Source organism: Corynebacterium silvaticum (assembly GCF_004382825.2).
Taxonomy (GTDB): domain Bacteria; phylum Actinomycetota; class Actinomycetes; order Mycobacteriales; family Mycobacteriaceae; genus Corynebacterium; species Corynebacterium silvaticum.
This window is the reverse complement of record NZ_SDQO02000002.1, coordinates 227,881-250,459: the sequence shown is the minus strand read 5'-3', so window position 1 is coordinate 250,459 and position 22,579 is coordinate 227,881. Positions and strand designations below refer to the sequence as shown.

Annotated in this window: 21 protein-coding genes and 3 pseudogenes; 6 read left to right on the top strand and 18 right to left on the bottom strand. The window is 53.2% G+C overall.

Translation table 11 applies throughout. The features are described 5' to 3' along the window. Positions 1–6: 6 nt before the first annotated feature. Complete coding sequence (glpK, locus tag ET810_RS05295) at positions 7–1,533, top strand: glycerol kinase GlpK (protein WP_087453155.1); 1,527 nt, start codon at positions 7–9, stop codon at positions 1,531–1,533. On the opposite strand, the gene ET810_RS05290 is transcribed toward glpK, so the two are convergent. From ET810_RS05290 to ET810_RS05245, 9 genes and pseudogenes are all read right to left on the bottom strand, one after another. Continuing rightward, the gene (locus ET810_RS05290; RefSeq protein ID WP_225870187.1) at positions 1,530–2,744 is read right to left on the bottom strand and encodes an HNH endonuclease signature motif containing protein; all 1,215 of its coding nucleotides are present in this window, start codon (positions 2,742–2,744) and stop codon (positions 1,530–1,532) included. The two genes, glpK and ET810_RS05290, sit on opposite strands and share 4 nt — an antisense overlap. Positions 2,745–2,884: 140 nt before the next feature. After that, on the bottom strand, positions 2,885–3,175 hold the full coding sequence (locus ET810_RS05280; protein WP_087453153.1) for an MGMT family protein: 291 nt from the start codon (positions 3,173–3,175) through the stop codon (positions 2,885–2,887). A gap of 4 nt (positions 3,176–3,179) precedes the next feature. Then, positions 3,180–4,004 (bottom strand): VOC family protein, encoded by an 825-nt coding sequence (locus tag ET810_RS05275; protein ID WP_134316086.1) that lies wholly within the window; start codon positions 4,002–4,004, stop codon positions 3,180–3,182. Beyond that, positions 4,004–4,294, bottom strand: a complete 291-nt coding sequence (locus tag ET810_RS05270; RefSeq protein WP_087453151.1) for an RNA-binding S4 domain-containing protein — start codon at positions 4,292–4,294, stop codon at positions 4,004–4,006. Before ET810_RS05270 ends, ET810_RS05275 begins: the two co-directional genes overlap by 1 nt. Before the next feature lie 29 nt (positions 4,295–4,323). Further along, positions 4,324–4,653, bottom strand: coding sequence for a heavy metal-binding domain-containing protein (locus ET810_RS05265; RefSeq protein WP_087453150.1), 330 nt, complete (start codon positions 4,651–4,653; stop codon positions 4,324–4,326). A 51-nt stretch (positions 4,654–4,704) separates the two neighbouring features. Then, positions 4,705–5,373: a LysE family translocator gene (locus ET810_RS05260; RefSeq protein ID WP_134316087.1), complete on the bottom strand. Its 669-nt coding sequence runs from the start codon at positions 5,371–5,373 to the stop codon at positions 4,705–4,707. Between the two features lie 11 nt (positions 5,374–5,384). Further along, positions 5,385–6,087 (bottom strand): annotated as a pseudogene (locus ET810_RS05255) (SDR family NAD(P)-dependent oxidoreductase). Next, positions 6,084–6,734, bottom strand: coding sequence for a DNA-3-methyladenine glycosylase I (locus ET810_RS05250; RefSeq protein ID WP_087453148.1), 651 nt, complete (start codon positions 6,732–6,734; stop codon positions 6,084–6,086). The pseudogene ET810_RS05255 and the gene ET810_RS05250 overlap by 4 nt, the downstream one beginning before the upstream one ends. 73 nt (positions 6,735–6,807) lie before the next feature. Then, entirely contained in the window at positions 6,808–7,545 is a 738-nt protein-coding gene (locus ET810_RS05245) for an alpha-ketoglutarate-dependent dioxygenase AlkB (protein ID WP_087453147.1), read from the bottom strand. Between ET810_RS05245 and ET810_RS05240 the strand changes: the two genes are divergently transcribed. Further along, positions 7,544–8,209 carry a sugar O-acetyltransferase gene (locus ET810_RS05240; protein WP_225870188.1) on the top strand — a complete coding sequence of 222 codons (666 nt, stop codon included), beginning with the start codon at positions 7,544–7,546 and terminating at the stop codon, positions 8,207–8,209. The genes ET810_RS05245 and ET810_RS05240 overlap by 2 nt on opposite strands. A 13-nt stretch (positions 8,210–8,222) precedes the next feature. Then, positions 8,223–10,669 (top strand): annotated as a pseudogene (gene hrpB / locus ET810_RS05235) (ATP-dependent helicase HrpB). 17 nt (positions 10,670–10,686) lie between these two features. On the opposite strand, the gene ET810_RS05230 reads toward hrpB, so the two are convergent. From ET810_RS05230 to ET810_RS05220, 3 genes and pseudogenes are all read right to left on the bottom strand, one after another. Further along, a complete protein-coding gene (locus tag ET810_RS05230) occupies positions 10,687–12,240 on the bottom strand; it encodes a PTS ascorbate transporter subunit IIC (protein WP_134316088.1) in 1,554 nt (517 codons plus the stop codon). Positions 12,241–12,251: 11 nt separating this feature from the next. Next, positions 12,252–13,071: pseudogene (locus tag ET810_RS05225) on the bottom strand (PTS sugar transporter subunit IIA). Between the two features lie 187 nt (positions 13,072–13,258). After that, on the bottom strand, positions 13,259–14,035 hold the full coding sequence (locus tag ET810_RS05220; RefSeq protein ID WP_087453143.1) for a TSUP family transporter: 777 nt from the start codon (positions 14,033–14,035) through the stop codon (positions 13,259–13,261). A gap of 95 nt (positions 14,036–14,130) precedes the next feature. Between ET810_RS05220 and ET810_RS12565 the strand changes: the two genes are divergently transcribed. Genes ET810_RS12565 through ET810_RS05210 form a run of 3 tightly spaced genes read left to right on the top strand, consistent with a single transcriptional unit; the run spans position 14,131 to position 15,907 of the window. After that, positions 14,131–14,436 carry a hypothetical protein gene (locus ET810_RS12565; RefSeq protein ID WP_225870189.1) on the top strand — a complete coding sequence of 102 codons (306 nt, stop codon included), beginning with the start codon at positions 14,131–14,133 and terminating at the stop codon, positions 14,434–14,436. Between the two features lie 19 nt (positions 14,437–14,455). Next, positions 14,456–14,773, top strand: coding sequence for a hypothetical protein (locus ET810_RS12560; RefSeq protein WP_225870190.1), 318 nt, complete (start codon positions 14,456–14,458; stop codon positions 14,771–14,773). A gap of 60 nt (positions 14,774–14,833) precedes the next feature. Further along, positions 14,834–15,907 carry an AbrB family transcriptional regulator gene (locus tag ET810_RS05210; RefSeq protein ID WP_087453141.1) on the top strand — a complete coding sequence of 358 codons (1,074 nt, stop codon included), beginning with the start codon at positions 14,834–14,836 and terminating at the stop codon, positions 15,905–15,907. Here ET810_RS05210 and ET810_RS05205 read toward each other — a convergent pair. The 6 genes from ET810_RS05205 to ET810_RS05180 all read right to left on the bottom strand — a co-directional run bounded on the left by ET810_RS05205 (position 15,904) and on the right by ET810_RS05180 (position 22,071). Next, positions 15,904–16,761, bottom strand: a complete 858-nt coding sequence (locus ET810_RS05205; protein ID WP_087453140.1) for a hypothetical protein — start codon at positions 16,759–16,761, stop codon at positions 15,904–15,906. The genes ET810_RS05210 and ET810_RS05205 overlap by 4 nt on opposite strands. Continuing rightward, entirely contained in the window at positions 16,761–17,114 is a 354-nt protein-coding gene (locus ET810_RS05200; RefSeq protein ID WP_087453139.1) for a hypothetical protein, read from the bottom strand. Before ET810_RS05200 ends, ET810_RS05205 begins: the two co-directional genes overlap by 1 nt. Positions 17,115–17,123: 9 nt before the next feature. Then, the gene (locus tag ET810_RS05195; RefSeq protein ID WP_087453138.1) at positions 17,124–17,540 is read right to left on the bottom strand and encodes a MarR family winged helix-turn-helix transcriptional regulator; all 417 of its coding nucleotides are present in this window, start codon (positions 17,538–17,540) and stop codon (positions 17,124–17,126) included. Between the two features lie 108 nt (positions 17,541–17,648). Further along, positions 17,649–19,316 carry a DUF885 domain-containing protein gene (locus tag ET810_RS05190; protein WP_087453137.1) on the bottom strand — a complete coding sequence of 556 codons (1,668 nt, stop codon included), beginning with the start codon at positions 19,314–19,316 and terminating at the stop codon, positions 17,649–17,651. A 101-nt stretch (positions 19,317–19,417) separates the two neighbouring features. Then, on the bottom strand, positions 19,418–20,488 hold the full coding sequence (locus ET810_RS05185) for a TIGR00730 family Rossman fold protein (protein ID WP_087453136.1): 1,071 nt from the start codon (positions 20,486–20,488) through the stop codon (positions 19,418–19,420). Positions 20,489–20,592: 104 nt separating this feature from the next. After that, positions 20,593–22,071: a PepSY-associated TM helix domain-containing protein gene (locus ET810_RS05180; protein ID WP_134316089.1), complete on the bottom strand. Its 1,479-nt coding sequence runs from the start codon at positions 22,069–22,071 to the stop codon at positions 20,593–20,595. Positions 22,072–22,579 lie beyond the last annotated feature (508 nt).

The window sequence follows — 22,579 nt, the reverse complement described above, 5'->3', positions numbered from 1 at the left end:
GCAATCATGTACATAGCAGCCATCGATCAAGGCACTACTTCAACCCGCTGCATCATCTTTGACCATGACGGCAACCAAGTCTCCGTCGGCCAATACGAACACGAACAGATCTTCCCACAAAAGGGCTGGGTTGAGCACGATGCCACTGAAATCTGGGACAACACCCGCCGTGCAGTAGGCACCGCCCTAGCCGACAGCGATCTCTCCGCCAAGGACATAGCCGCGTTAGGCATCACCAACCAGCGCGAAACCACAGTAGTCTGGGACAAAAACACCGGCGAGCCCGTATACAACGCCATCGTGTGGCAAGACACTCGCACCACCGCAATCTGCAAAGAACTCGCTGGTGACAAAGGCGCCGACCGGTGGTACCGCAAGACCGGCCTCCTCATTAACTCTTATCCCGCCGGCCCCAAAATCAAATGGATCCTCGATAACGTCGACGGCGCCCGCGAACGCGCAGAAGCAGGCGAGCTGCTCTTTGGCACCATCGACACATGGCTCCTGTGGAACCTCACCGGCGGAGCCGACGGCGATGACGGTACACCAGCATTGCACGCAACCGACGTCACCAATGCTTCCCGCACCCTCCTCATGGACATTGAAAAACTTGAATGGGACAAGGACCTCTGCAAAGCCATGGACATCCCCATGGAAATGCTCCCGGAAATACGCCCCTCGGTTGGCGACTTCCACCAGGTCCGTGAGCGCGGATCCCTCTCTGGCGTGCCCATCCGATCAATGCTTGGCGACCAACAAGCCGCCATGTTCGGCCAAGGTTGCTTCCGCCCAGGCGAAGCAAAAAATACCTACGGCACAGGCCTCTTCCTGCTCCTGAACACAGGAACCACCCCTAAATGGTCAGAAAATGGACTGCTCACCACGGTTGGTTTCCAAATCGAAGGCCAAAAGCCGGTTTACGCACTGGAAGGCTCTGTCGCGGTCGGTGGATCGCTAGTCCAGTGGCTGCGCGATAACCTCATGCTTGTCCCCAACTCTCCCATGATCGAAAACATGGCGCGCAGTGTTGAAGACAACGGCGGCGTCTATATCGTCCCAGCTTTCTCCGGGCTGTTCGCCCCATACTGGCGACAAGACGCCCGAGGAGTCATCGTCGGACTTACCCGCTTTGTCAACCGCAACCACCTGGCTCGCGCTGTTTTGGAAGCAACGGCATACCAGACCCGTGACGTTGCAGATGCTATGGTCGCCGACTCAGGTGTGGAGCTCACTGAGCTTCGTGTCGATGGAGGCATGACCTACAACGAACTCCTGATGCAGTTCCAAGCAGATATCCTCGGTGTTCCGGTCACCCGCCCTAAGAACGTGGAGACTACCGCTACTGGAGCAGCTTTCGCCGCAGGCTATTCTGTGGGTTACTGGGAGAATCTTGAATTCCTGACACAGCAAAAAGGCGATTTGCACGTCTGGAAACCCAAGATGAAGCAGGAAAAAGTCGACGAGCTCTACCACGATTGGAAGCGCGCAGTAAAGCGTTCCCTGAACTGGGAAGAAAACGTAGACGAGGTCTAGGCACTCTGGCGGATAGGTGTATCCGCCAGCCTTATCCGGTAACCCGCAGACTTGCGCCTACCTGGAGATTCATTTTCTTCTGGGGGAGCACCCGGTCTATAAAATTTTACGACCCCCGCTTCCCTCTCATAGTGCCCCACACCAAAACGAAAATCTCTTCTATCGTTGTTGCTCGTGTGGTGATGTCTGCATAATAGGGTTAAATTTTCAAGGTCCGTGCGCCTACCCTCAAACCACGCTACCAAGTGGTGAACGTCGCAATTAGAAGCGGGTTGTTCGCAATGAGGGTGCGAGCACACGGCCTCCCTAGCTACCAGCGCTAAACGTTGATAGACACTAGCTGTACGTTTACTTCTCCCTAGCTGCAGTGGAATCCCTTGTTGATCCATAAGACAAGCAAAGAGGTCTTCTCTGAGGCCTAGCATCAACAGGTCTAGAGGAGAGAGTTCGACATCTGTGTTTGTGTAAAAACGAGTGGAAAAGTTAGCTTTTTCAAGTTCTTCCATGGTTGCAGACACAATAACAGTCCCTACGCCGCCATTGTGCTTTGCAATTATGGAAGAATTTTGAGCTAGGCATTGGTGGAAAACATCAACTCTTCGTTGCGCCCAGGTTCGCTTATCTTCTTCCGGAGCAACTGGTGATGCAGCACCTTTTCTCCTCGCAGGAGTGAGCAAAGATTTAAGCAAGGCCCCCGTGGCCGGCGGCAAATAACCACTCACGTATACCCCACCGTCTTTATCTGGTTTGCTTACGGTGAGTTTTCTTCTTTTAATCGCAGAATATGGGTCTGGGTCAGACTTACAGTTAAGCTCTTTCACACGATTTCTCATGTATTGCCCAAGGGCTTCCGCGCCCATGTCTTGCGCTTTCGCGATAAATTCCGCTCGTAAGTGATGGGCCCTTATCTCAGTGTTTTCTTTTAGGCTCCGCAGCTCTCGATCAATGATCTTTAATTTTTCAACTTTTGTTCTCGCTGCGTCCGCCCGCAGATTGTCCTCTATGGGAAGGGCGAAAAGATTAATGCCTCTCGCGAGCCTTTCCCGAGCTTCCGATAGGGAAAGATCTAAACCATTAACAAGAAAATCGACGGACTTTTTACTCCCTACGAGTGCGCCTGCATTATTAATATGCGCGCAGTAGGCCACGAAAGCATCGCTATAGCCTTTAAAAGAGAAAGCTTGTTCTAATTTCACAAAGGAATCGACCACTTCAGAAAAGTTAATTTATTCCGGTTTGGTCAATAGTTCACGCAAAGAAGCAATATCGTCTGCGATTCGATCAATAGCTTCAGATATCTCTTGCATGACTTACCCCCTTGCCCAATTCCCTTCATTATAGAACATATTTTCTAAGACATGCAACCCCATCGAGACTTACTCATGGAAACCCTTTTCCCATTGTGCGCAATATTTTCTAAATCCCAGTGCTGAACAGCGCGATCAGCCACATGGCTACTCCCATCCGACCTCACTACCCTCCACCAAGCAGTCAGATGCCCAACCGTCGCCATAATCTTCCCGACTTGTCGCGGACCAGTACCTACGATTTCTGCAACATCTCCATAAGAAAGCACGTGGCCAACGGGTATTCCGTCGACCACGTCAAGGACTCTCGAACTGAGATCATCGAGCTCATGCATTTATTTAGAGACCAAATTGGCTGAGATCGATCCCATCTAAAGGATCAGACTCACGCCCTTCTTCCACGGCTTCTTCCACTTCACATAGCGTCACCGTGGCGCCTGTTGAATCGGAAATGATGCTCATCAAACCAAATTCTGAAGCAAATGGCTCACGAATTACTTCTCCTCCGTATTCCTTTGCCTTCCGCACTGCTTCATCCATATTGGAGACCCCGAGATAGGTCTGCCAAAAACTGGGCACCTGAGGAGGAAATTGCCCTTCTGCATTGAAAATCCCAGCGAAAGCGCCCCCGTCAGTCTCCGCTGTGGTGTACTCAAAATTATGATCCGAGTCCATCGTAGCTGTGGTCCAGTTGAACAGGGAGGGGTAAAATTCCACCGCTTTGGCATAGTTCGTTGTACACGTTAATTCATGCCAAACTGGCGTTCCTGGTTCACCAGCTGCAATAAAAGCATCTTCCCCAGCAGGCTGAATTAATCCAAAAAGCGCACCTGAATTGTCCACGACAATGGACATGAGACCGAGCCGTACTTCCATTGGCTCTGCGAGCACACGGCCACCTAGCTTTTCGACGCTCTCACAATCAGTGTGAATGTCATCAGTCAGAAAGTAGGTCACCCAGGTATCAGCTTGCTGCTGATCCTCTGGTCTTTTAATAAATCCTGCGACTGGGAGGCCTTGTACCCGTGCCAGATAGTAATCCTGGCCGAATTCTTCAATCTCCCATCCCAATACCTGCGCATAGAAGTATGTTGATTTACGCAAGTCACTGGATGTCAGATCAATCCAATATGGCATTCCTGATGCAGCTTGGAAAGCTGGCATTAAACGTTCCTCCATACTTCCGGGTCAAAATCATCATCGGCTGTCTTTTCATCAAAGTAGTCGTCTTCTTCAGCCGTGGTTTTAACGCGAGCGCAGAGAGTTCCTACGCAGACCACATCTCCGTCGCTAAGCTTCTTGCCACGACGAGTATCCACGGCACCGTTGACCGTGACCTCGCCGTTCGCAATAACTTCCTTTGCAATGCCGCCAGTCTCTACGAGACTGGCGAGCTTAATAAATTGACCTAGTTTGATCTCTTGGTCACGAATGGTGACATCCTGCGCGTGCATGATGCTTAGTCTATCGTGCGGCCCACCACCTAGTGGTTTTGGGCAAAGCGCACTGCTGTACCGGTCGCAGAAACCATCATCATTCCGTTATCTGAGCCGAGAGTTTGATAGTCAATATCCACGCCCACTACGCCTTCAGCACCAAGCTCGATGGCACGCTGCACCATCTCCGCCAAAGCTTGTTCACGCGCGTTTTTCACTTCACCTTCATAGGCCTGGCTTCTGCCACCCACCAGGTTTCTAAAACCAGCAGTAATATCTTTGAACACGTTGATACCGACGATGGTTTCTCCCGCCACTACCCGGACGTACTCAGAAATTTCCCGGCCAGAAACAACACTGGTCGTAGTAACAATCATGATGTCTCCCAACTTGTCATACTGAAACGAAAAAGCACCCTTAGTCTACTTTTATTGCACGATCCCCGTAATCCCCTCAAAGACCATAACTGCAGCGATAATCACGAATAATGTGCCAGCAATCATGTCCAGCCAGAGACCATTTCTTAACAATTTTTCTGCCAGCACCCGCACCATCACTGCAAAGCTAATAAACCAGCACAGGCCAATCGTGATCAGAAAGACTGCAATAAAGATAGTCCAGGCAACACTCATATCTGAATGAAGAAACTGCGCAAATACTGACGCAAAAAACACTAATGCTTTGGGATTGGATAGGTTGGTTGCCATTCCAGTTTTTAGTGCATGAAACGGCGTCAAAGCTCCATTGTCCTGCTGCAGACTGTTCACAATCATGTCCGGTGAAGGCCCATGTTTATGGTCCCGCATCTCCTGAATACCGGATTTCAATGAGCTAAATCCGATCCAGGCAATATAGCAGCCTCCGATGATCTGTACGAGACGCATGAGAACAGGTTGTGCCATGAAGATCGTGGATAGTCCCATAAGGGAAGCAACAATCCATATGGTGCTTCCCATCATGATCCCTATGGCACACCAGATGCCAGCACGGCGGTCTTTTGTCCCCACCCGAATAACCTGAAGAAGCAGGTCCGGGCCAGGCAGAATCAGCACGCATATCCATACAACAAAAAGCGCACCAAGTTCCCCTATCGTCACGTTTCCTCCTCTTAAACGATTTGGTCGCGTGGAGTAATGACCATCCGATCAATGTTCATATGTTCGGGGACTGAAGCTACCCACCTGATGGACTCGGCAATATCCTCTGCAGTGAGATTGAGCTTATCTGCATAAACTGCATCAGCTTTAGCCTGATCACCGTGGAAACGGATGAGTGAAAAGTCTGTTTTAACTCGTCCTGGATTAATTTCTGTTACTCGTAAATTACGCTGGGCAAATTCGATGCGCATTACTTTAATTAACAGCAGTAACGTCAAACTTTGCTGCGTTATAACCCGCGCCACCTGCATAAGGGGCGATACCCGCAATAGAACTAACATTTATGATCTGTGCGCCGTCATGAAGCACGTCAAGAAGAGCACGAGTGACTCGGAGTGTACCGAGTACGTTAGTTTCATACATCCATTGCCAGTCTGCAATCGATGCCTCCGCTATAGGATCCAAGCCAAGCGCACCTCCAGCATTGTTGACAAGAAGATGGCATTCTTGAATGCGGGAAGCAAAATGAGCAACTGACTCATCACTAGTCACATCTAGTTGTATGGCTTCACCGCTAATCTCCGCTGCGATACGGTTCAGTCTGTCCATCCGGCGTGCCGCCACAATGACGTGCCAGCCATCGGCAGCTAACGCCCTAGCTGTGGCTTCACCAATCCCAGAAGAGCCCCCAGTCACGATTGCGGTCTTTGTCATGCCACCACTCCTTTGCGCAGATCATCGTCGAGTAATTTCGATGCCCCCACCGGTCTGTCATCGATCATGCCAATAGCTTGACTTAGCGCATAACACGTCGTTGGACCGATAAACGTAAATCCGGCTTTCTTCAGCGCTTGCGCTAAGGCTTTTGAGTCATGAGAAACCGTGGGAGTATCTGCTAGCGTAGCTGGCGGTTGATGGTCTTTAGGGGCGAATCCCCAAATAAAAGCGTCTAATCCTCCGGACTCCCGCAAGGCAATCGTCGCGCGAGCATTAGTTACCACGGCTTCAATCTTGCGTCGATTTCTGATAATTCCAGTGCATCCTAGTAAACGAACAACATCGCCCTTCGTAAAGCGAGCAACCGTATCCGCATCAAAATTATAAAATTCTGTGCGAAAAGCATCGCGTTTGCGCAACACGGTTGCCCAACTGAGACCAGATTGGAATGCTTCTAACGATAATCGCTCTAATAAGCCTGATTCTGTGTGAACAGGTTTTCCCCATTCATAGTCGTAATATTCTTTGAGCAATGGATCTTTTGCGGCCCATTCAGGGCGTACTCGTCCGTCTTCACCTACAACGAGCCCCTTTGCACGTACAGCGCTTGTGTTCAATGGTTTCAGTGCATTGCTGGTATTCATGTGGCCACTCTATAAACTCGCTATGACACTCATCCCCCTTCCCACCCCTTCAGCCAGTTAACAGGGCGAAGAACTACAGTTCTACCTGCCTAAACGTCATATTGATTCGCCCCTTTTCAAGTCCGCAGTTATCCGGGACAGTGGCGTCGTCGATACGCTTAATACCGTGAAATATCTTCCTTGAAGGACCACCAAATACAAGTGCATCGCCGCTTAATAACAGTATGTCTTGCCAGGGTTTATTCCGATTTCCCGAGTTACCTGCTCGAAACACCGCCGTGGCCCCTATGGATAGGGAAACAACCGGGGCCGAGGACTCCTCGAAAGCATCTTGGTGCAGCCCCATCCCCGAACCTGGCGGATAGTAATTCACGAGTGCAGCATCGATACGATAATGAGAAGCCCACGGTGCCAGGGAGGAGTCCAGACAAGCTGCTTGTTTCATGGCTTCATATGCTTGGGCCAAAAAGCTGTCTGGGATAGCGGGCACATTCTGCCCCTGCCATTCCGATACATACTGATGAGAGCTATATTCCCAGTGTTTTCCCAACGACATAAGATGTGCACTCATCGTCCCTGTCTTCCACTGCTGCTGATGCATTGCCAAAGGAGTATGAGCTAATCGACGCGCAACCGCACGCGCTTTCCCCACAATTGCGCGCTGTTCTGCGAGCGAGAGAAAACCTGGAAGATGCACAACGCCAGGCCTGATGACCTGCGGAGATCTAGGTACGGGATAAGAATCGAAAAGCGTAGGCACCCACCCAAATGTAGTAGCAATGTCAAACGCAGTTTTTAGAATCGTGCACATGAACTTTGATCCTCTAAACCACAGCACTTTGAATGATCTCCGCAACCAAAAATGGCACCTTCCGGTATCTGCGGAGATTAGAGAGCACACCGACCGAACCGCAGAGTTGGTATATAACTACAACCACACACGACCATCAGATTCGAAGCGACTCAAAGAGCTGCTCAAGCGCATATTGAGTCCCCAATCTTCGTATTGCACGATTAAACAGCCGATGACCATTGAATATGGGTGCAACACCACCGTGGGCAAAGATGTCTTTATTAATTACAATGTGACGATCCTTGATACCGCTGAAGTAACCATTGGTGCCCATGCCGTGATCGGGCCCAACTGCCAGCTCATCACAGTTACGCATCCCGTTGATGATGCAGAAATGCGGGCAGGTGGCTGGGAAATAGCTCACCCCATTGTCATAGGCGATCACGCGTGGTTAGGTGCGGGAGTGATCGTGCTACCAGGTGTTTCAATCGGACAACATGCGGTTATCGGGGATGGCAGCATTGTTTCTAAAGACATCCCTGATTACGCCATTGCTATGGGACAACCCGCTCGTGTTGTCAGAATGCCCTCGGAGTCTTGTTATGAACGATCGGAATTAGCCGTAGGTCTCCCGGTCCAGGGACTCACATCGGCGGTAAGAACCGATGATGCCACGCAGTAGCATGTATCCCACTATGACTTTCTTTGATCTCGATTCCATTGGCAACGGACTTCCAGTTATGGGTTCGATTTCCGCGATAGAATCGGCTTTGCTCTCTTCTGGTGCTGTCATAATCCAAGCTCCACCGGGTACGGGAAAAACTACAGTCGTTCCGCCGCTGATTGCCAATATTCTGCATAAAAGCAGGTCTCAGAGCCAGGGAAAAGTAATTGTAGTGGTGCCCCGTCGCGTCGCTGTCCGCGCGGCTGCCCATCGGCTCAGGTTCCTCGATGGTGCACGCGAAAAGAGCTCTCGCGTGGGCTTCAGCATACGAGGCGAGTCTCAACGCGGCACACTCGTAGAGTTTGTTACTCCAGGTGTACTGCTGCGCCGCCTTATGTCCAATCCGGAGTTACCAGGAGTTTCAGCAGTCATTGTGGACGAGGTTCATGAACGACAGCTGGATACCGATGTAGTTCTAGGCATGCTCATTGAACTCCGAGAGCTGCGTCCCGATTTATTCCTCACAGTTATGTCTGCAACTGTAGATGCCCACAATTTTTCACGTCTTGTCGGCTCAGCCCCCATTGTGACAGTGGAGGCAATCACACACCCCGTGAACATAGAGTATCTTCCTGCGCCAGGACGCTCGGAGTTCAGTCGGGACTACATCCGCCATCTAGCCTCAGTCACCGCACACGCTGTGTCTCAGTCAGAACATTCCGCGCTCGTCTTTGTACCCGGTGTCCGTGAAGTTTCCTCAGTATGCGCTGCGTTAGAAGCCGCTACCTCCATCAAGGTTCTCCCCCTGCATGGACAACTCGGAAGCGCCGAACAAGAAGTTGCGCTTTACCCCGCTGAACAGCGAATAGTCGTATCCACTTCTATCGCAGAAAGCTCTCTTACCGTCCCCGGCGTGAGAATCGTCGTTGATGCAGGGCTTTCTCGTATCCCTAAACGAGATGCGGGAAGAGGAATGAACGGACTAGTCACGGTAAGCACTAGTCAATCTTCTGCAGACCAGAGGGCTGGCCGTGCCGGGCGTGAAGGCCCAGGTAGCGTACTGCGGTGTTATTCAGCCCAAGAGTTCTCCCGCTTTAGTTCTCATGCCTCGCCAGAAATATCTTCCGCCGATCTCACTCAAACAGCCTTATTCTTAGCTAGCTGGGGCGCCCCAGGCGGCGAGGGATTCCCACTGCTTACCGCTCCACCGACAGCAGCAATGGAGCAAGCACAGGGCACTCTTATTCGATTAGGAGCTTTGGATGATTCAGGGCATTGCACAGAACTTGGGCGTACATTAACAACGCTCCCCACCGACCCACGGCTCGGACGATCGCTCCTGGAGTACGGTGTTTCAGCAATCCCCACTGTCGCCGCCTTAGGCGCACATATTCGAGGCGATGTTTCCAAAGAAATTCAGAGTCTCAACGGGCAGCGCCACTATGAGTCAGAGAAAACTAGATTAGAAAAACTCCTTTCGCACAGATGCAGAGGCTCTTCTCCCGAAGGACATTCCTGCCAAGAAAAGTCCGCCTCCGTGGTTTCTCCTGGAGAAGCCATTGGGCGTGCTTTCCCAGAGAATATTGCTCGGGCAGAGGGCGAATCATATTTATTGGCCAAAGGTACAAGGGCGATTCTCCGCAATATCCCATCGTTATCAGGCGCGCCATGGCTGGCTATCGCGGAAGTCGCTTTGCCGCAAGGGGCCCAAAACCATGCGGTTATTCATACGGCGGCTGCTATCGATAAGGACACCGCACTAGAGATCATTGGCACGTCCGAAGAGGTCACAGCCACGTTCGCTGAAGGAAAACTACGAGGGACCCGCGTGACTCGAGCGGGTGCCATCGTACTCAACTCAACGCCTTGCGCTTTGGAAGGAGAATCCGCGCGAAAAGCTCTTGCAGAGGTCATTCAATCACGCGGATTGACCCTTTTTAATTTTTCAGAGAAAGCTTTGGACCTGAAGAATCGGCTTCGCCACGTATTCGATTGTTACGGAGCCCCGTGGCCTGATGTCGATTCCATCACCACGGAAGAATGGCTCACTCCAGAGATCGATCTTCTTTTAGCAGGGACGACCATCACCAAAGTCGATATGTATCCAGCACTCCAACGGCTGCTCCCGTGGCCTGAGGCCGCTCAGTTAGAGGAATTAGTGTCTAGTGCCCTGCACGTTCCCAGCGGACGTAGCGTCAGCATTGATTACTCCGACGATCGACCTAAGATCAGCGTCAAACTGCAAGAATGTTTTGGACTGCAGGACTCTCCCCTATTATCTGCGGGAAACCATTGCAATTCCACCTTTTATCTCCGGCTGGTAGACCGCTGGCTGTCACCGATGACTTGCGCAGTTTCTGGAGTGGTCCCTACCGCCACGTCCGCTCAGAGATGCGAGGACGTTACCCCAAGCATCCCTGGCCAGAAGACCCAACAACAGCGTTAGCCACAGGAAAAACTAAAAAAGCGCTCTCATGAACTGGGATTCAACGGGCTTATCCTAGTGGCGGAGGAGGAACTGGCGCACCTTGTGGCGGGGCTATGCGGGGATAAGCGTCAATGTTCTGACGACCTGCATCCCGACCTGTATCCGCTGAACCGAATCCGCCTGAACGATGCGGAGCGGGATCCCAGTTCCTTTCGACGAGCTTTTTCTGCGACCACAGTCCATGCCCAAGAATTGCGATACCGATGAGAACGATCAGGATAAGCCCCACGGTCTTTCCACTGTGGGCCGCTCCACCGATAAGTATTCCGAACCATCCAAAGTCTGCATCACCAAAGGTGGTGTTTGCTTCCCCAAAGGTGCCAAGGACCCCAAGAAGGAAAGCCGGAAGGAAGGTGATGAGCAGTCCGTTAACAAATGCACCGCATAGCGCGCCTCTGCGACCACCGGTGGCATTGCCATAAACGCCTGCCGCGCCACCAGTGAAAAAATGTGGAACTAGGCCGGGGAGAATCAGGGCCACCCCGAATACTGGATTCAACCAGGCAGAAAGCACTGCTAATCCAACAAGGCCTCCAACAAAAGAAGAGATAAACCCTATAAGGACAGCATTTTGGGCATAAGGGAACACAATAGGGCAATCCAGCGCAGGGATTGCGCCGAGGACTACTTTTTCTGCAATTCCTTGGAACGCAGGGACCAGCTCTCCCAGGATGGTACGCACGCCAAAGAGAATCACGGCTACTGCTACGCCAAATTGTAGGCCCTGGGTCACCGACTGCATAAGGTAATTTCCGACGCCTGTCGCACCTCCGGTAAAGGCCGTGAAAGCCTCGGTTTGACCAGCCCTAAGGATAAAAAGCACTGCTAGAACTACATACATCAGCGCCATCGATAGTGCAGTAGCGACCATGGAGTCGCGTAGGAATCTGAGTCCTTCAGGTAGTTTCATTTCTTCGGTGGAAGGGCTGGCTTTCTTTCCTTTGCCTCCCACCAGCTTGCCCACGGCACCTGCGGCCACGTAGCCGGAAGTGCCAAAGTGGCCAATCGCCACTGAGTCGTCACCCGTGATCCGACGAGTCCATGGATGCGCGATGGCGGGGAGGGAAACCATCAAAATGCCAAGAAGAACAGCACCGACGATGATAACCACCCATGGGTCAAAACCAGCAGTGGCCATCACTATGGTCAACAGCGTCGCCATAAAAAGAACATGGTGACCAGTGAGGAAAACATAGCGTAGTGGTGTAAAACGCGCCAACACCAGGGACACCGCGTATCCCAGGATCATGAGCCACGCTACCTGACTGCCATAGTGTTCCTGAGCAATTCCAACGATCGCCTCGTTGGTAGGTACCACTCCGTGCGCCTCGGTAGCCCCCTGGATCATCACTCCTAGTGGTGCTAAGGAAGCAGAGACGAGGCCCGCACCTGCGCCGATGAGAAGAAAACCCAGCGTTGCTTTCAGTGCACCACCAAGAACCTTGCCGGTGCCTCGGCCCAGCGCGCCGAGGCCGACAGCCGTGATGATGCCGATAAGGAATGCTGGAACGGCAAGGATCTCGTTGACAAGAAATTCCGCAATCGAAAGTAGGACGTTCATGTGTGCCTCCGTTAGACGTCGAAAAGCTGACGTAGGGCTGAGTCAATTTCTGCTGGTGAAGTGAAGTTTTGAATAACATAGACCGGCACACCTAGATCACCCAGGGTCGCCGCAATCTCCCCTGAGGTCAAGATGAAATCTGCCTCATGGGCACGCCCTTTTGCAGAAATCGTGTCGGTGGCTTCAACCGAAAAATAGGGGGACCACTTCCAATAATCGAGGACCTGTTCCAGCGTGTTTTTCAGGAACAAAGAGGTCCCCAGGCCATTCCCGCACACCGTGAGTATTTTTCCTTTGGGCGCTGTCGCCTGCGCGCTGGAAAGCCCAGCTGCAACCGTTACCGCGGGATTGACCGCAAAGCTAGCGCCCACGCCATCCCTCACAGCAGACCCCAAAACCTCCCGCAATTCCGCCACAGTCTCCACCCGGTTAAGCGCCTCCCTGCGTTGCTTGTCTCCCAACAACTGCGCCAAATCTTTCATCGCGGCAGTATGTGCGGTATCAGCGTGTGCAGCGAGCGCAACAACCAGGTCAACGGGATCGTTCTTTGGATGGCCAAAGGAAACTGGCTGCTCCAGACGCAGCCAGGAAATCGCAGTCTGTTTCACTGCAGAAGACGGGCGAGCATGGGCGAAGGCAAAGCCGGGTGCCACGACGATGTACGGCCCGTTGACTTCCACGTTGTCAATCATTGATTCGGTGTACGCACCCGCTATAACACCTGTTTTTTTCTAAAAGACCGCCAGCACTGGCAATGGCATCGCGCCAGGTTTCCGCCTTTCCGTGCAGTTCTATTGATTCATCTGCAAGCAGTTCATTGAGCATTGACATCATGACATCCTAAGGATGTTCAGCACTCACATGCGACAGCAGAAGTGCACACTAGAAACCTGATGAGACAATGTATAGCATCTGAGCCTGGCGTCGTCAGTTGCCAATTTCACGCTCTTTGCGCGACCGGCACCATCGGCGCGACCAGCGCAACCGACAAAGACCGGCAAGCCCATAACCTCAAGTCCTATACCCCGCGCACCTGCTGCACTGTCAGGTAGATGCTCATCACAATGACCAGAGTCAAAAGCGCTAGGCGCAGGATCTTGGTTCCACCACCCAACACCGTTTTTGCCCCGAGTTGTGCGCCCGCGATATTCGCCACAGCCAGCACGATTCCCAGGGACCACAAAACATGGCCTGCTGCGATAAATACGAGGAGAGCCCCCAGGTTAGTGGCAGTATTCACCACTTTGGTCAGGGCTGCCGACCGCAGAAAATCTTGAGAGAGCAGCGCGGTAAAAGCCATGATCAGAAACATTCCGGTACCGGGCCCAAAGAGGCCGTCGTAAAGCGCAATGGCCCCGGTCGCTACAACGGCAAGTCCGCGCCGCCTAGCGCTCGCGGTTTGTGTGGGTCCGCCCTGCCCAAATTCTGGTTTGAGGGCAACAAAAATCCCGGCTACCAGCATAAGTACGATCACGATCGGACGCATCACGTCTTTGCTTATCGACGCCGCCAGCAACGCCCCGCCCGCCGAACTCAGGGCCGCGACAGGCACAAGCCGCAACACCAGCGAGCGATCAACTCCCACTTTCCTCACCATTGTCACTGCGGCTGAGGCGGTTCCGCTCACGGCCACAAACTTATTGGTAGCGATGGCAACAACCGGGGCAAGTCCCGGCGCGACGGCCATGATAAGCGGGATGAGCACTAGCCCTCCGCCACCAATCATCGCGTCAACCCACCCGGCTATTCCGGCACCAGCGATCAAGATCCCCCAGCCGCTCACAGTAATGTCCACTGTTGCCTCCGATTATTGATGGCTGCCAATTTCATCAGAAGATATTACGTATTACGCTCGGTAATAGTCAAAAGTGATCTATTTCAGAGGTCCTTGTGAACCGGAGGAATGTCCATGAAGAAGCTCTTCCCGTAGCATTATCCGCAGTAGTTCTCTTTGGCGCGAGCGCGTGCGCGAATACTCAACCGCCACAGCCCACGTCTACAGCCGCCGATGCCTCACGCACATCCGCAACAACGTCCCCCCTGACAACCCAGCAGACCCAACAGCCAGCAACTCAACAACCAACAAACCCAGCAGCCCAAGCCTGCGCCGAGTCCGCCGTCGCCACGCCCTACCCCGCGACCGGATCTAGCTGCTACTCCGATCCCGGCTGGGGGCTATCTTCTGCCGTTGGATAAGGAAGTAACTCTTGCTTGCGTGGTTGATTATCCGGCAGGTGTCATTGCCGATTGCTCCCCCACCACCTATGCGATTACGTGGAAAGCTACGAGCGGAAATCATCCGCAGGCCAATAGGATCAAAGCCACATTTTCACCGTTGACGCTGAGCGCTACTGGCGATGGTGCAGCTGTCGACGGCAGCACGTTTAAGCGTCTCGACGCCGGCAAGAAGTACTCCGTCGACGCAGTCATCATCGATCTGACGGCACCCGGCAGCGTGACAATACGGGAGCATCGGGGCCCTGGAGTCCGGATTACCCGCGACTCTTTTGAAGAAGTCTCAGCTTCAAGGTAGTGCCACAGGCCACAGGTGGGATTAAAGTCGAGTGCATTCTAAGAGAGGAGCACTCGACGCATGAGGAGATTCATTACGGATAAGGGCCTGGTTCTCTGCTGGTCTGTGGTGGCACCTGTGTCCATTGCGTTTGGTTTCCTCTTTGCTTTTCTCCATGTCCCTGCTGCGTGGATTCTTGCAGCTATTGCGGCTTCTGGTACGTCGGCTCTTATCACGGGCAAAGAGTTACCGATGAACCGCCATTTGTTTAATTTTGCTCGCGGTTTTATCGGTGTCCTCGCAGCTCTGCCGCTGTTATCTACGCAATTGAGCCAACTCGCTCACTTTGTCTTACCCAGTATCGCGGTGACCATTGTGACGTTGGCAATTGGCATCGGCGGCGGGCTATTATTAGCCCGCAAAGAACCCGAGATTAGCCAGGAAACTGGAGTGCTCTCCATGTTGGCCGGCGGAGCCTCTATTATGCCGATCCTGGCTAAAGACCTAGGCGCCGACTATCGCTACGTCACTCTCAGCCAGTATCTGCGCCTTCTCACAGTCTCGATCTCCCTTCCTTTGATAACCCATCTCTTCTCGCATACGCCCGCCAGTCATGCTGTGTCTGAAGCAGCGCAGTCACAACCATGGTGGGCGCTGCTCATCGTGGTTGTTATCGCTTTGGTTGGCCATCGGGTGGGTAAGTTTTTAAGGCTGCCGGCAGCATCGATCCTGGGACCGATGCTTCTGGTGGTCATAGTTGGATTGTTTATCCCGCATGACGTGAGTCTTGCACCACCCGAGACAGTGCGCTATTTCGCTTTTCTCTCTATCGGGTGGATCTGTGGCGGTTCGCTTTCTTTAGCCGCGCTCAAAGCATTCGCCGCTCAGCTTCCATCCACCATTCTCTTTGTGGTTGTGCTGATAGCAGGCTGCGCACTGACCGCATGGCCTCTCATGTCTGTACTGCACGTCTCCTACTTTGAGGCGTATTTGGCCACCAGCCCGGGTGCTTTGGAAACCGTGCTTGCGCTCTCCAGCGAAGGTGGCGCGGGGTCGGTGGTCGTGGCTACTCAGGTCATCCGAATCGTAAGTGTTCTTGCATTAGCCGGGTGGATACCCGCTCTTATCGCTCTGCTGCAACGGAAAAAATCCTAAGGCGTCGCATCGCAATCATCAGTCTGTTCCGACTCCCACTGCCGCTTCTGCTCTTCAGATTTCTTGTGATTACGGATCGCCATGATGCCTACAAAGACAGCAATCACCAAGGGGATCCACACTTTTTTATACTCAAGAAGAAACATAACCCACCATGGGAGTTCAATATGAGGAAATTCCCAGTCCGGGAACTGCACCACGGGAAGCGTGATCTGCGGAAACCGTGGAACAGGAAGCTCGATTGAGGGGAGTTCCGGAAGATCAAAGAAGTCCCAGTCGGGCAACAACTCCAAGAGTTTTTTCACGATCCTGCTCATGATTGGTCCCAGAACGATCACGGCAATTGCCCAACCGCTCTTTCCTAGACCCGCCATCATGGGGAAAAGAATTCGCTTTATGCTGCTTTCTTCCATCGCCTGGTGGCGCTTATGCCCCCGAGTCCCCACGGGTGGGGTGAATTCTATGACTTGGCTTCCTTCGCGATACTCAATGCCCAGAATCTCGTTGAATATAGTGGACTGTACGTAAAGGTGAGGCTTTTTCCGGTTTACTTTTGCCATAGCCGGCATGGTTAAAGAATTGTCTACGGATTTGTTCAAAGCTATTCGGCCCGAGGGGACGTCGTTAAGCCGGCACCATGTCTCGCCGTTCACCTTAATGTGCAACCGGACCGGGGGATTATGGATAAGCGCTTCTATGCGTTCCTTGAATCCAGCGTTGGGACCAACGTGGCGGATTTCTTTTTCGGAGGGTTCCTCGGGCCAGTCCGGATCGGCCGCCCGAAACTCCGCGTCATAACCGCGTTCCACGCTGATAAGCCCCAGTTCAGGGTGCTCAAAAGACCATATCTCCATCAGTCTTCCTCCCCCAAGGAACGCAGCCCCTGAGGGGCTCCGAGGGCACCGCCTACAAACGCGAAGATCACCATGATGGGAAGGTAGATCCAGGTCCCCGCATTAAAGTACATCTGCATGTCCAAGAAGTACGCAACCCCAACCAGCAACGGAAAGCTAGCTGTAAAGCGAAAGGTTTTTGCGTCTATAAAACCAAAAATCAACGCCGCCAGCAGCAATGTCACGAGTATGACACCACCGCCGGCAAAAAGATGAAGCAGCGGCGGCATCAGAAGAATCATGAGCAAAAAAGCCACGATCATTCCGTAGCTCCAAGGCTTGCGCGAACTTTTCTTTGAGTGCTCTTTGTCCATGATCCCTTCTTAAGGGTTAATTTTGCTCATGAGATCGTGCATAGCAGCAAGGTCCTGGTGATCGAGTCTGAGGGTCTCCATGAGCTCCTCCTGCATGTCATCAGCACGAGGTTTGAGGCGTTTGCCCTTAGCGGTCAGGAAAATGCGCAGTCTTCGGTAGTCCTCTTTTTCATGCTGGCGTCGGACAAAGCCGTTATCCTCCATACGCTGCAACAGAGGAGACAGGGTGCCGCTGTCCAGATTGAGCGGATCGGCAAGCTGGCCAATCGACCTGCCATCGCGTTCCCATAGGCAGACGAGAACCAAGTACTGCGGGTAGGTAATGCCCCAATCGTCAAGATAAGGGCGATATATACGCTGCATCAGGCGGGATGCCGTGTACAGCTGAAAGCAGATGAGTTCATCGAGCGAGTGATCTTTGGCCATGCACTAATTATATTGTGCGCAATTAAATTACGCCAAGCTTAATTATTTAAACCCACCATAAATCCTCCGCGGCAGATCCGCAGTAGATCCACAGCAGAGGACTCTACATTAGCCTTGGAGTACTTGTGCACCGAGAATAGACATGGGGATTGATCCATAAGATAACGCACGAGTATGGAATTTCTTGAGAGTCTGCCCCTGAGCTACCGCACGGTCGCGCAGCTGTTGCCACAAGCGCTGCCCCAAAGCATAGGAAGGAGCCTGGCCGGGCCAGCCTAGATAGCGATCCAGCTCAAAGGCAAGATTGCGCTCGTCCATGGCGGAGTTCTCACGCAAAAAGAATTTTGCGTACGACGCATCCCAGACACTCGTTCCCTCCGGGGTCCGCTTTCCCAGATGGATCCCGATATCTAAGACAACACGCGCTGCACGGAGGCGCTGCGCATCCAACATTCCCATCCGCGTGCCTAGGTCATCGTGGTAACCCAAGTCCGCCATCAGCTGCTCGGCATAAAGCGCCCAGCCTTCGCCGTGGCCCGAGTTCCAACAGGCTATCCTGCGCCAAAGATTGAGGTTCTCACGCTCACAAACCGCCTGACCGCACTGAAGATGATGCCCAGGGACGGACTCGTGGAAAACGGTGGTCAGCTCTTGCCATGTGTGAAAAGTAGTTTGTCCCGCCGGAACAGACCACCACATGCGGCCTGGACGAGAGAAGTCATCCGATGGCGGGGTATAGAAAATGCCACCGGTACCTGCAGGGTCAATGCAGGCTTCCAGGGTCTGTACTGGCTGCGGAATATCAAAGTGAACGCCATTGAGCTGGGTGATAGTGTTATCCGCCCGCTCCTGCATCCATTCCCGCAGCGCATCAGTACCCGTGATGGTATAGCGAGGCTCAGCATCCAGTTTCTTCATGGCGGCAGCAACGGAGGTCCCCGCTCCATAGAGTTCCTCGGAGATGCTTTGTTGTTCGGCCACTATCTCTTGTAGACGATCAAGGCCCCACTCGTAGGCGTCGTCAAGATCTACAACATCGCCCACAAATAAGTGACTAAAGCGCTCGTACCGCTCCCGACCCACCGCATCGTTGTGAGGCGCATGCGGTGCTAATTGATCGCTCAACCACTCAGCCATAGAGCCAAAGGATTTCTTTGCAGACGTCACAGCGGCAGAATGAGGGTCTACTCCCAGCTGATCGAGCATGGAACCTGGTTGGGTAAGCTCACGGCACTGACCAATAACGGCCTCAATCTGACGAATCGCCGCCACTTTTCCGTGAGAGGCCGCCACAGTCAAAGACTCCCGGTATCCCGCGAGCGCCTTGCCCACCTGCGACAAACGAGACGCAATGGCTTCCCGCTGTTCCTCGGTATCCTGCGGCATCAGCAAGAAAGTATCCCTGATGGTCTGAATCGGAGACGCAATATTGTTGAGCTGGCCTAAAAACTCGTCGTTATGGTGCAGCGATAGATCTAGACACACCCGATCTCTCAGCACTGCAGCAGTGACGATATCAACCTCATCAAAATCATCCTCGTCATCGCAATCATCGGTGCCGTCGTCGAGAGCATCAACGTCCGCGAGCATCTCACGGTTACGGTTCGCGACGGCCTCCCAATACGACGGGGAAAAGTCTTGCAGTTCCCCGTCGTGGCCCTCAATGCCCCATGCGGTCGCCTCAGTCGGCGATAACGCAGCAAGATCATGAACAAATGCTTCGCAGGAAGCATCAAGGAGCGAGGGGGTTCGCACGTCCGTATTTCCGTGAGTCATGATTGGCTAGTTTAGCCAGAAGCACGCATTCCTTCCAGCATGTAGTTTTTCGCCCTCATTGGGGAAGAATCCGGGAACATCATGGCCCCTTAGCGTGCCGACTAATTCCATTTCAGGCCGGGGTTGACCCAGGTGGCAAAGCCCTCGAAAAGCTCATCGGTATTACCTGCAACGACCAGCGCATCAATGTATCGCTGCGCAATAAATCCTTCTTCGCTCATCGCATGGAAGGCTGTGACCAGCGGCTCCCAATACTCTTCTACGTTAAAAAGCGCCACGGGGCCGCAATACGGGCCAAGCTGCTGGCAGACCAGCACCTCAAACATCTCTTCCATGGTGCCCATGCCGCCGGGCAGAACCACAAAAGCGTCTGCCAGGTCCTCCATCCGAGTTTTGCGCTCAGCGATGGATTCTGTGATTTCCAATCGAGTCAGTCGCGGATGCGCCTGCTCTAGATCGACAAGATTCTGTGGCATAACGCCATGCACTTCTCCACCTGCGGCGATGGCTGCGTCTGCAGTCTCCCCCATCAGGCCGAGTTTGCCACCACCATAAACCATGGTGATGCCCCGTTCCGCGAGCGCAGTGCCCAGAGCCCGCGCCGCAGCGGTGTATTCCAGACGCGCCCCATGCGCAGAACCGCAATACACGGCCACACTCCGAATTTTCGGGCTAAGGGTTTTCAGCATCACGCTCCCTGCCACGGATCCACCGTCTTGAGTGACGTAATCGCAGCGTACATAAAGACGTCGCGCGGGGCTTTCCTTTTCCACGTTCACAGCAATGCCCGGCCAACCATGAATCCGGCCATGCTCTTCAGCCTGGTCCAACATCCATTGCCCCACACCCTTGCCGTGCCATTCCTCCGCGAGGTAGAGCGTCAGTTCCGGCACGCTGGCATTGATAAAACCGAATCCCTTAATAAAAGCAGCCCACATTATGCCGACGGTTTCTCCCGCATCATTGGCAAGCAGAAGGCCTATATCGCCACGAGCAGGGTCAAAGCTGAGGTAATGGCACAAAGGCTCGGACGCACAATCCTGCACATCAAAGCGCTGTTCAAAACGATTCAGATTCTTCAACAGCGCGGTCATACGTGCATCTTTGTCATCCGCAGTCATGGTGCGAACAGTCAAGCCGGAAATCAGTGGCTCCTGAGGGGAAAAGCTCATGGGGAATCAGTCTAGTGTGACTCCCCCACAAAACTATGAATGCATATGCTTATGACGCATCTCCGGTGCTCACAGTGGTGGCTGAGGCGTAGCGTCGATAAGCATTAATGTGCTTTACGACGCCGCGAACGCACCACGTCCCAGATCACACTGCACACGAGGAAAGCCAAGCACGTGACTCCGAATACCGGGGCGAAGAATCCATAGGCAATCATTCCCACCACCGCAAGGATTCCTGCCACGCCAAAACGAAGCTCAGCGCCGCGGGCACGCGCCGGCGCATCAGCCACAAGCTGGCCTTGCGGACGCCGCTGGGACCACAACATATAACCGCGAACAACCAAAATAATGATTCCTACCGCCAGTAAGCCCAACACGATCTGATTCGGAAGCCCCAGCATGGTGCCCATATGCAGCTGAATCATCCATGCAGTAGCTTGCGCAGCCAAGGGCCAGTCCGCAAATGCCAAACGGGCAGTGACTTCACTCGTATCGCCATTAACCGCAATAGAGTTGTTGTCTTTACGATATGCCTGACGATTCTCCATGACGCTCCACGCCTGACCCGCCTCACTTGGCGGACGCAAGGTGACACCGCTGCGCAATTCAGTAGCAGCAGTCGCCGCGACTTTTGTGGATTGCGCCGCAAGACTCAGCTTTGAGGGTGCTGCCGTCGCGGAGTGACCGCTGTGGTCATGACCAGCATGATCGTGGCCAGCATGAGGATCTTTTACCGCAGGAGCAGCTGCGCCGTCGAGAGAAGTAGTCACTTTTGGTGTAGCCCAATTCAGCTCAGTACGAACTTTGCCAATATTGGTGCCCGCCACAGAAGACCATGTCAGTCCGGTGAAGGTGAAAAAGATCATGCCCAGTGCAAGAGCCGTGCCCAATGCTCCGTGCCAGCGCAGGTTCCTGGTGCGGCCGCGGCCAGAAACCTTCAGCATGGAAGCGCTTCTGCCAGTGCCGCTGCGCTGACGCTTCCACCAGAGGTACACGCCACTGACGGCCAAAACTCCAAGCCAAGACGCCGCAAACTCAGAATAGAAGCGCCCGGTGTCCCCCAACCATAGATCGCGGTGCCCGTGGGACAGCCAATCTCGCAATGGCAACGCTCCAGAGTTGCCGTATTGCACCATGTCTCCCGTGATCTCGCCGTTGTAGGGGTTAACAAATACAGCATCGGTGAAGCTTGCGCTCTTGGTGGGGTGCTTAAATAGCACCCGTACTGCCTGGTCTTTTTCACCGACGCGAATACCGGAAATGGGCTGTTCAGGGTGACGCTGCGTAGCTATATCCACGATCTTTTCCATCGGGAGCTGCTGACCATCAGCGGGGACCTCAACAGTGATATTGCTGGAGTACACCGCATTCTCAAGCGTCGGGGCAAAGGCATAGGCGAGCCCGGTAAGAGACGCTATGAAGATAAGCGGTGCGCAGATGATTCCCGCAAAGAAATGAAGCCGGCGTAGGTGGCGCGGCAAATGGCGGGACTTCCCGCTGTTTTCGCCGGCGCGTCCAGTCCCAGGTTCTACAGCTTGTGGCGCTGCACTTCCCGCCGAGAGGGCTTGATCGGTGGTGACCATGTATTCCTAATACCGCTTTCATACACACGTTGGATTACGCACAGACTGTGGCCACAGTCGTACCACGGAGGGATCCGTTCCACTCCGCGATGGGCGCATCCACAAAGGGAACCAATCTCGTTGTGAGTCAAGGACGAGAGGCATTCCCGGCGCGCTCAGAGATGCACCCGCGCGACGTTAGTAGTTGTCGCGCGAAAGTTGACAAGAGTTCCCAAAGTTCAAGCCTTTATTAAATTTTTTTCAACTCATCGAAGTTTGATGCTATGTCACCTACATCACATGGCATGGAGAAATGCGTCACCCCGTGAGTGAATAATGCTTACATTATTTCCCCCGACACCTCCTGAGATTAAGGGGCGCAGCCGGGGGTATCCATCCCCCAATTCGCGGTCAACCTCCCCCTTTCGCTTATCGACGCCCACACCCACCCAAAAAAGCTCAAGGTTTAAATAGTGACATTTGACTCAAAACTTTTTTGCAAATCATTTTTGAAAATACAACGCTCAGC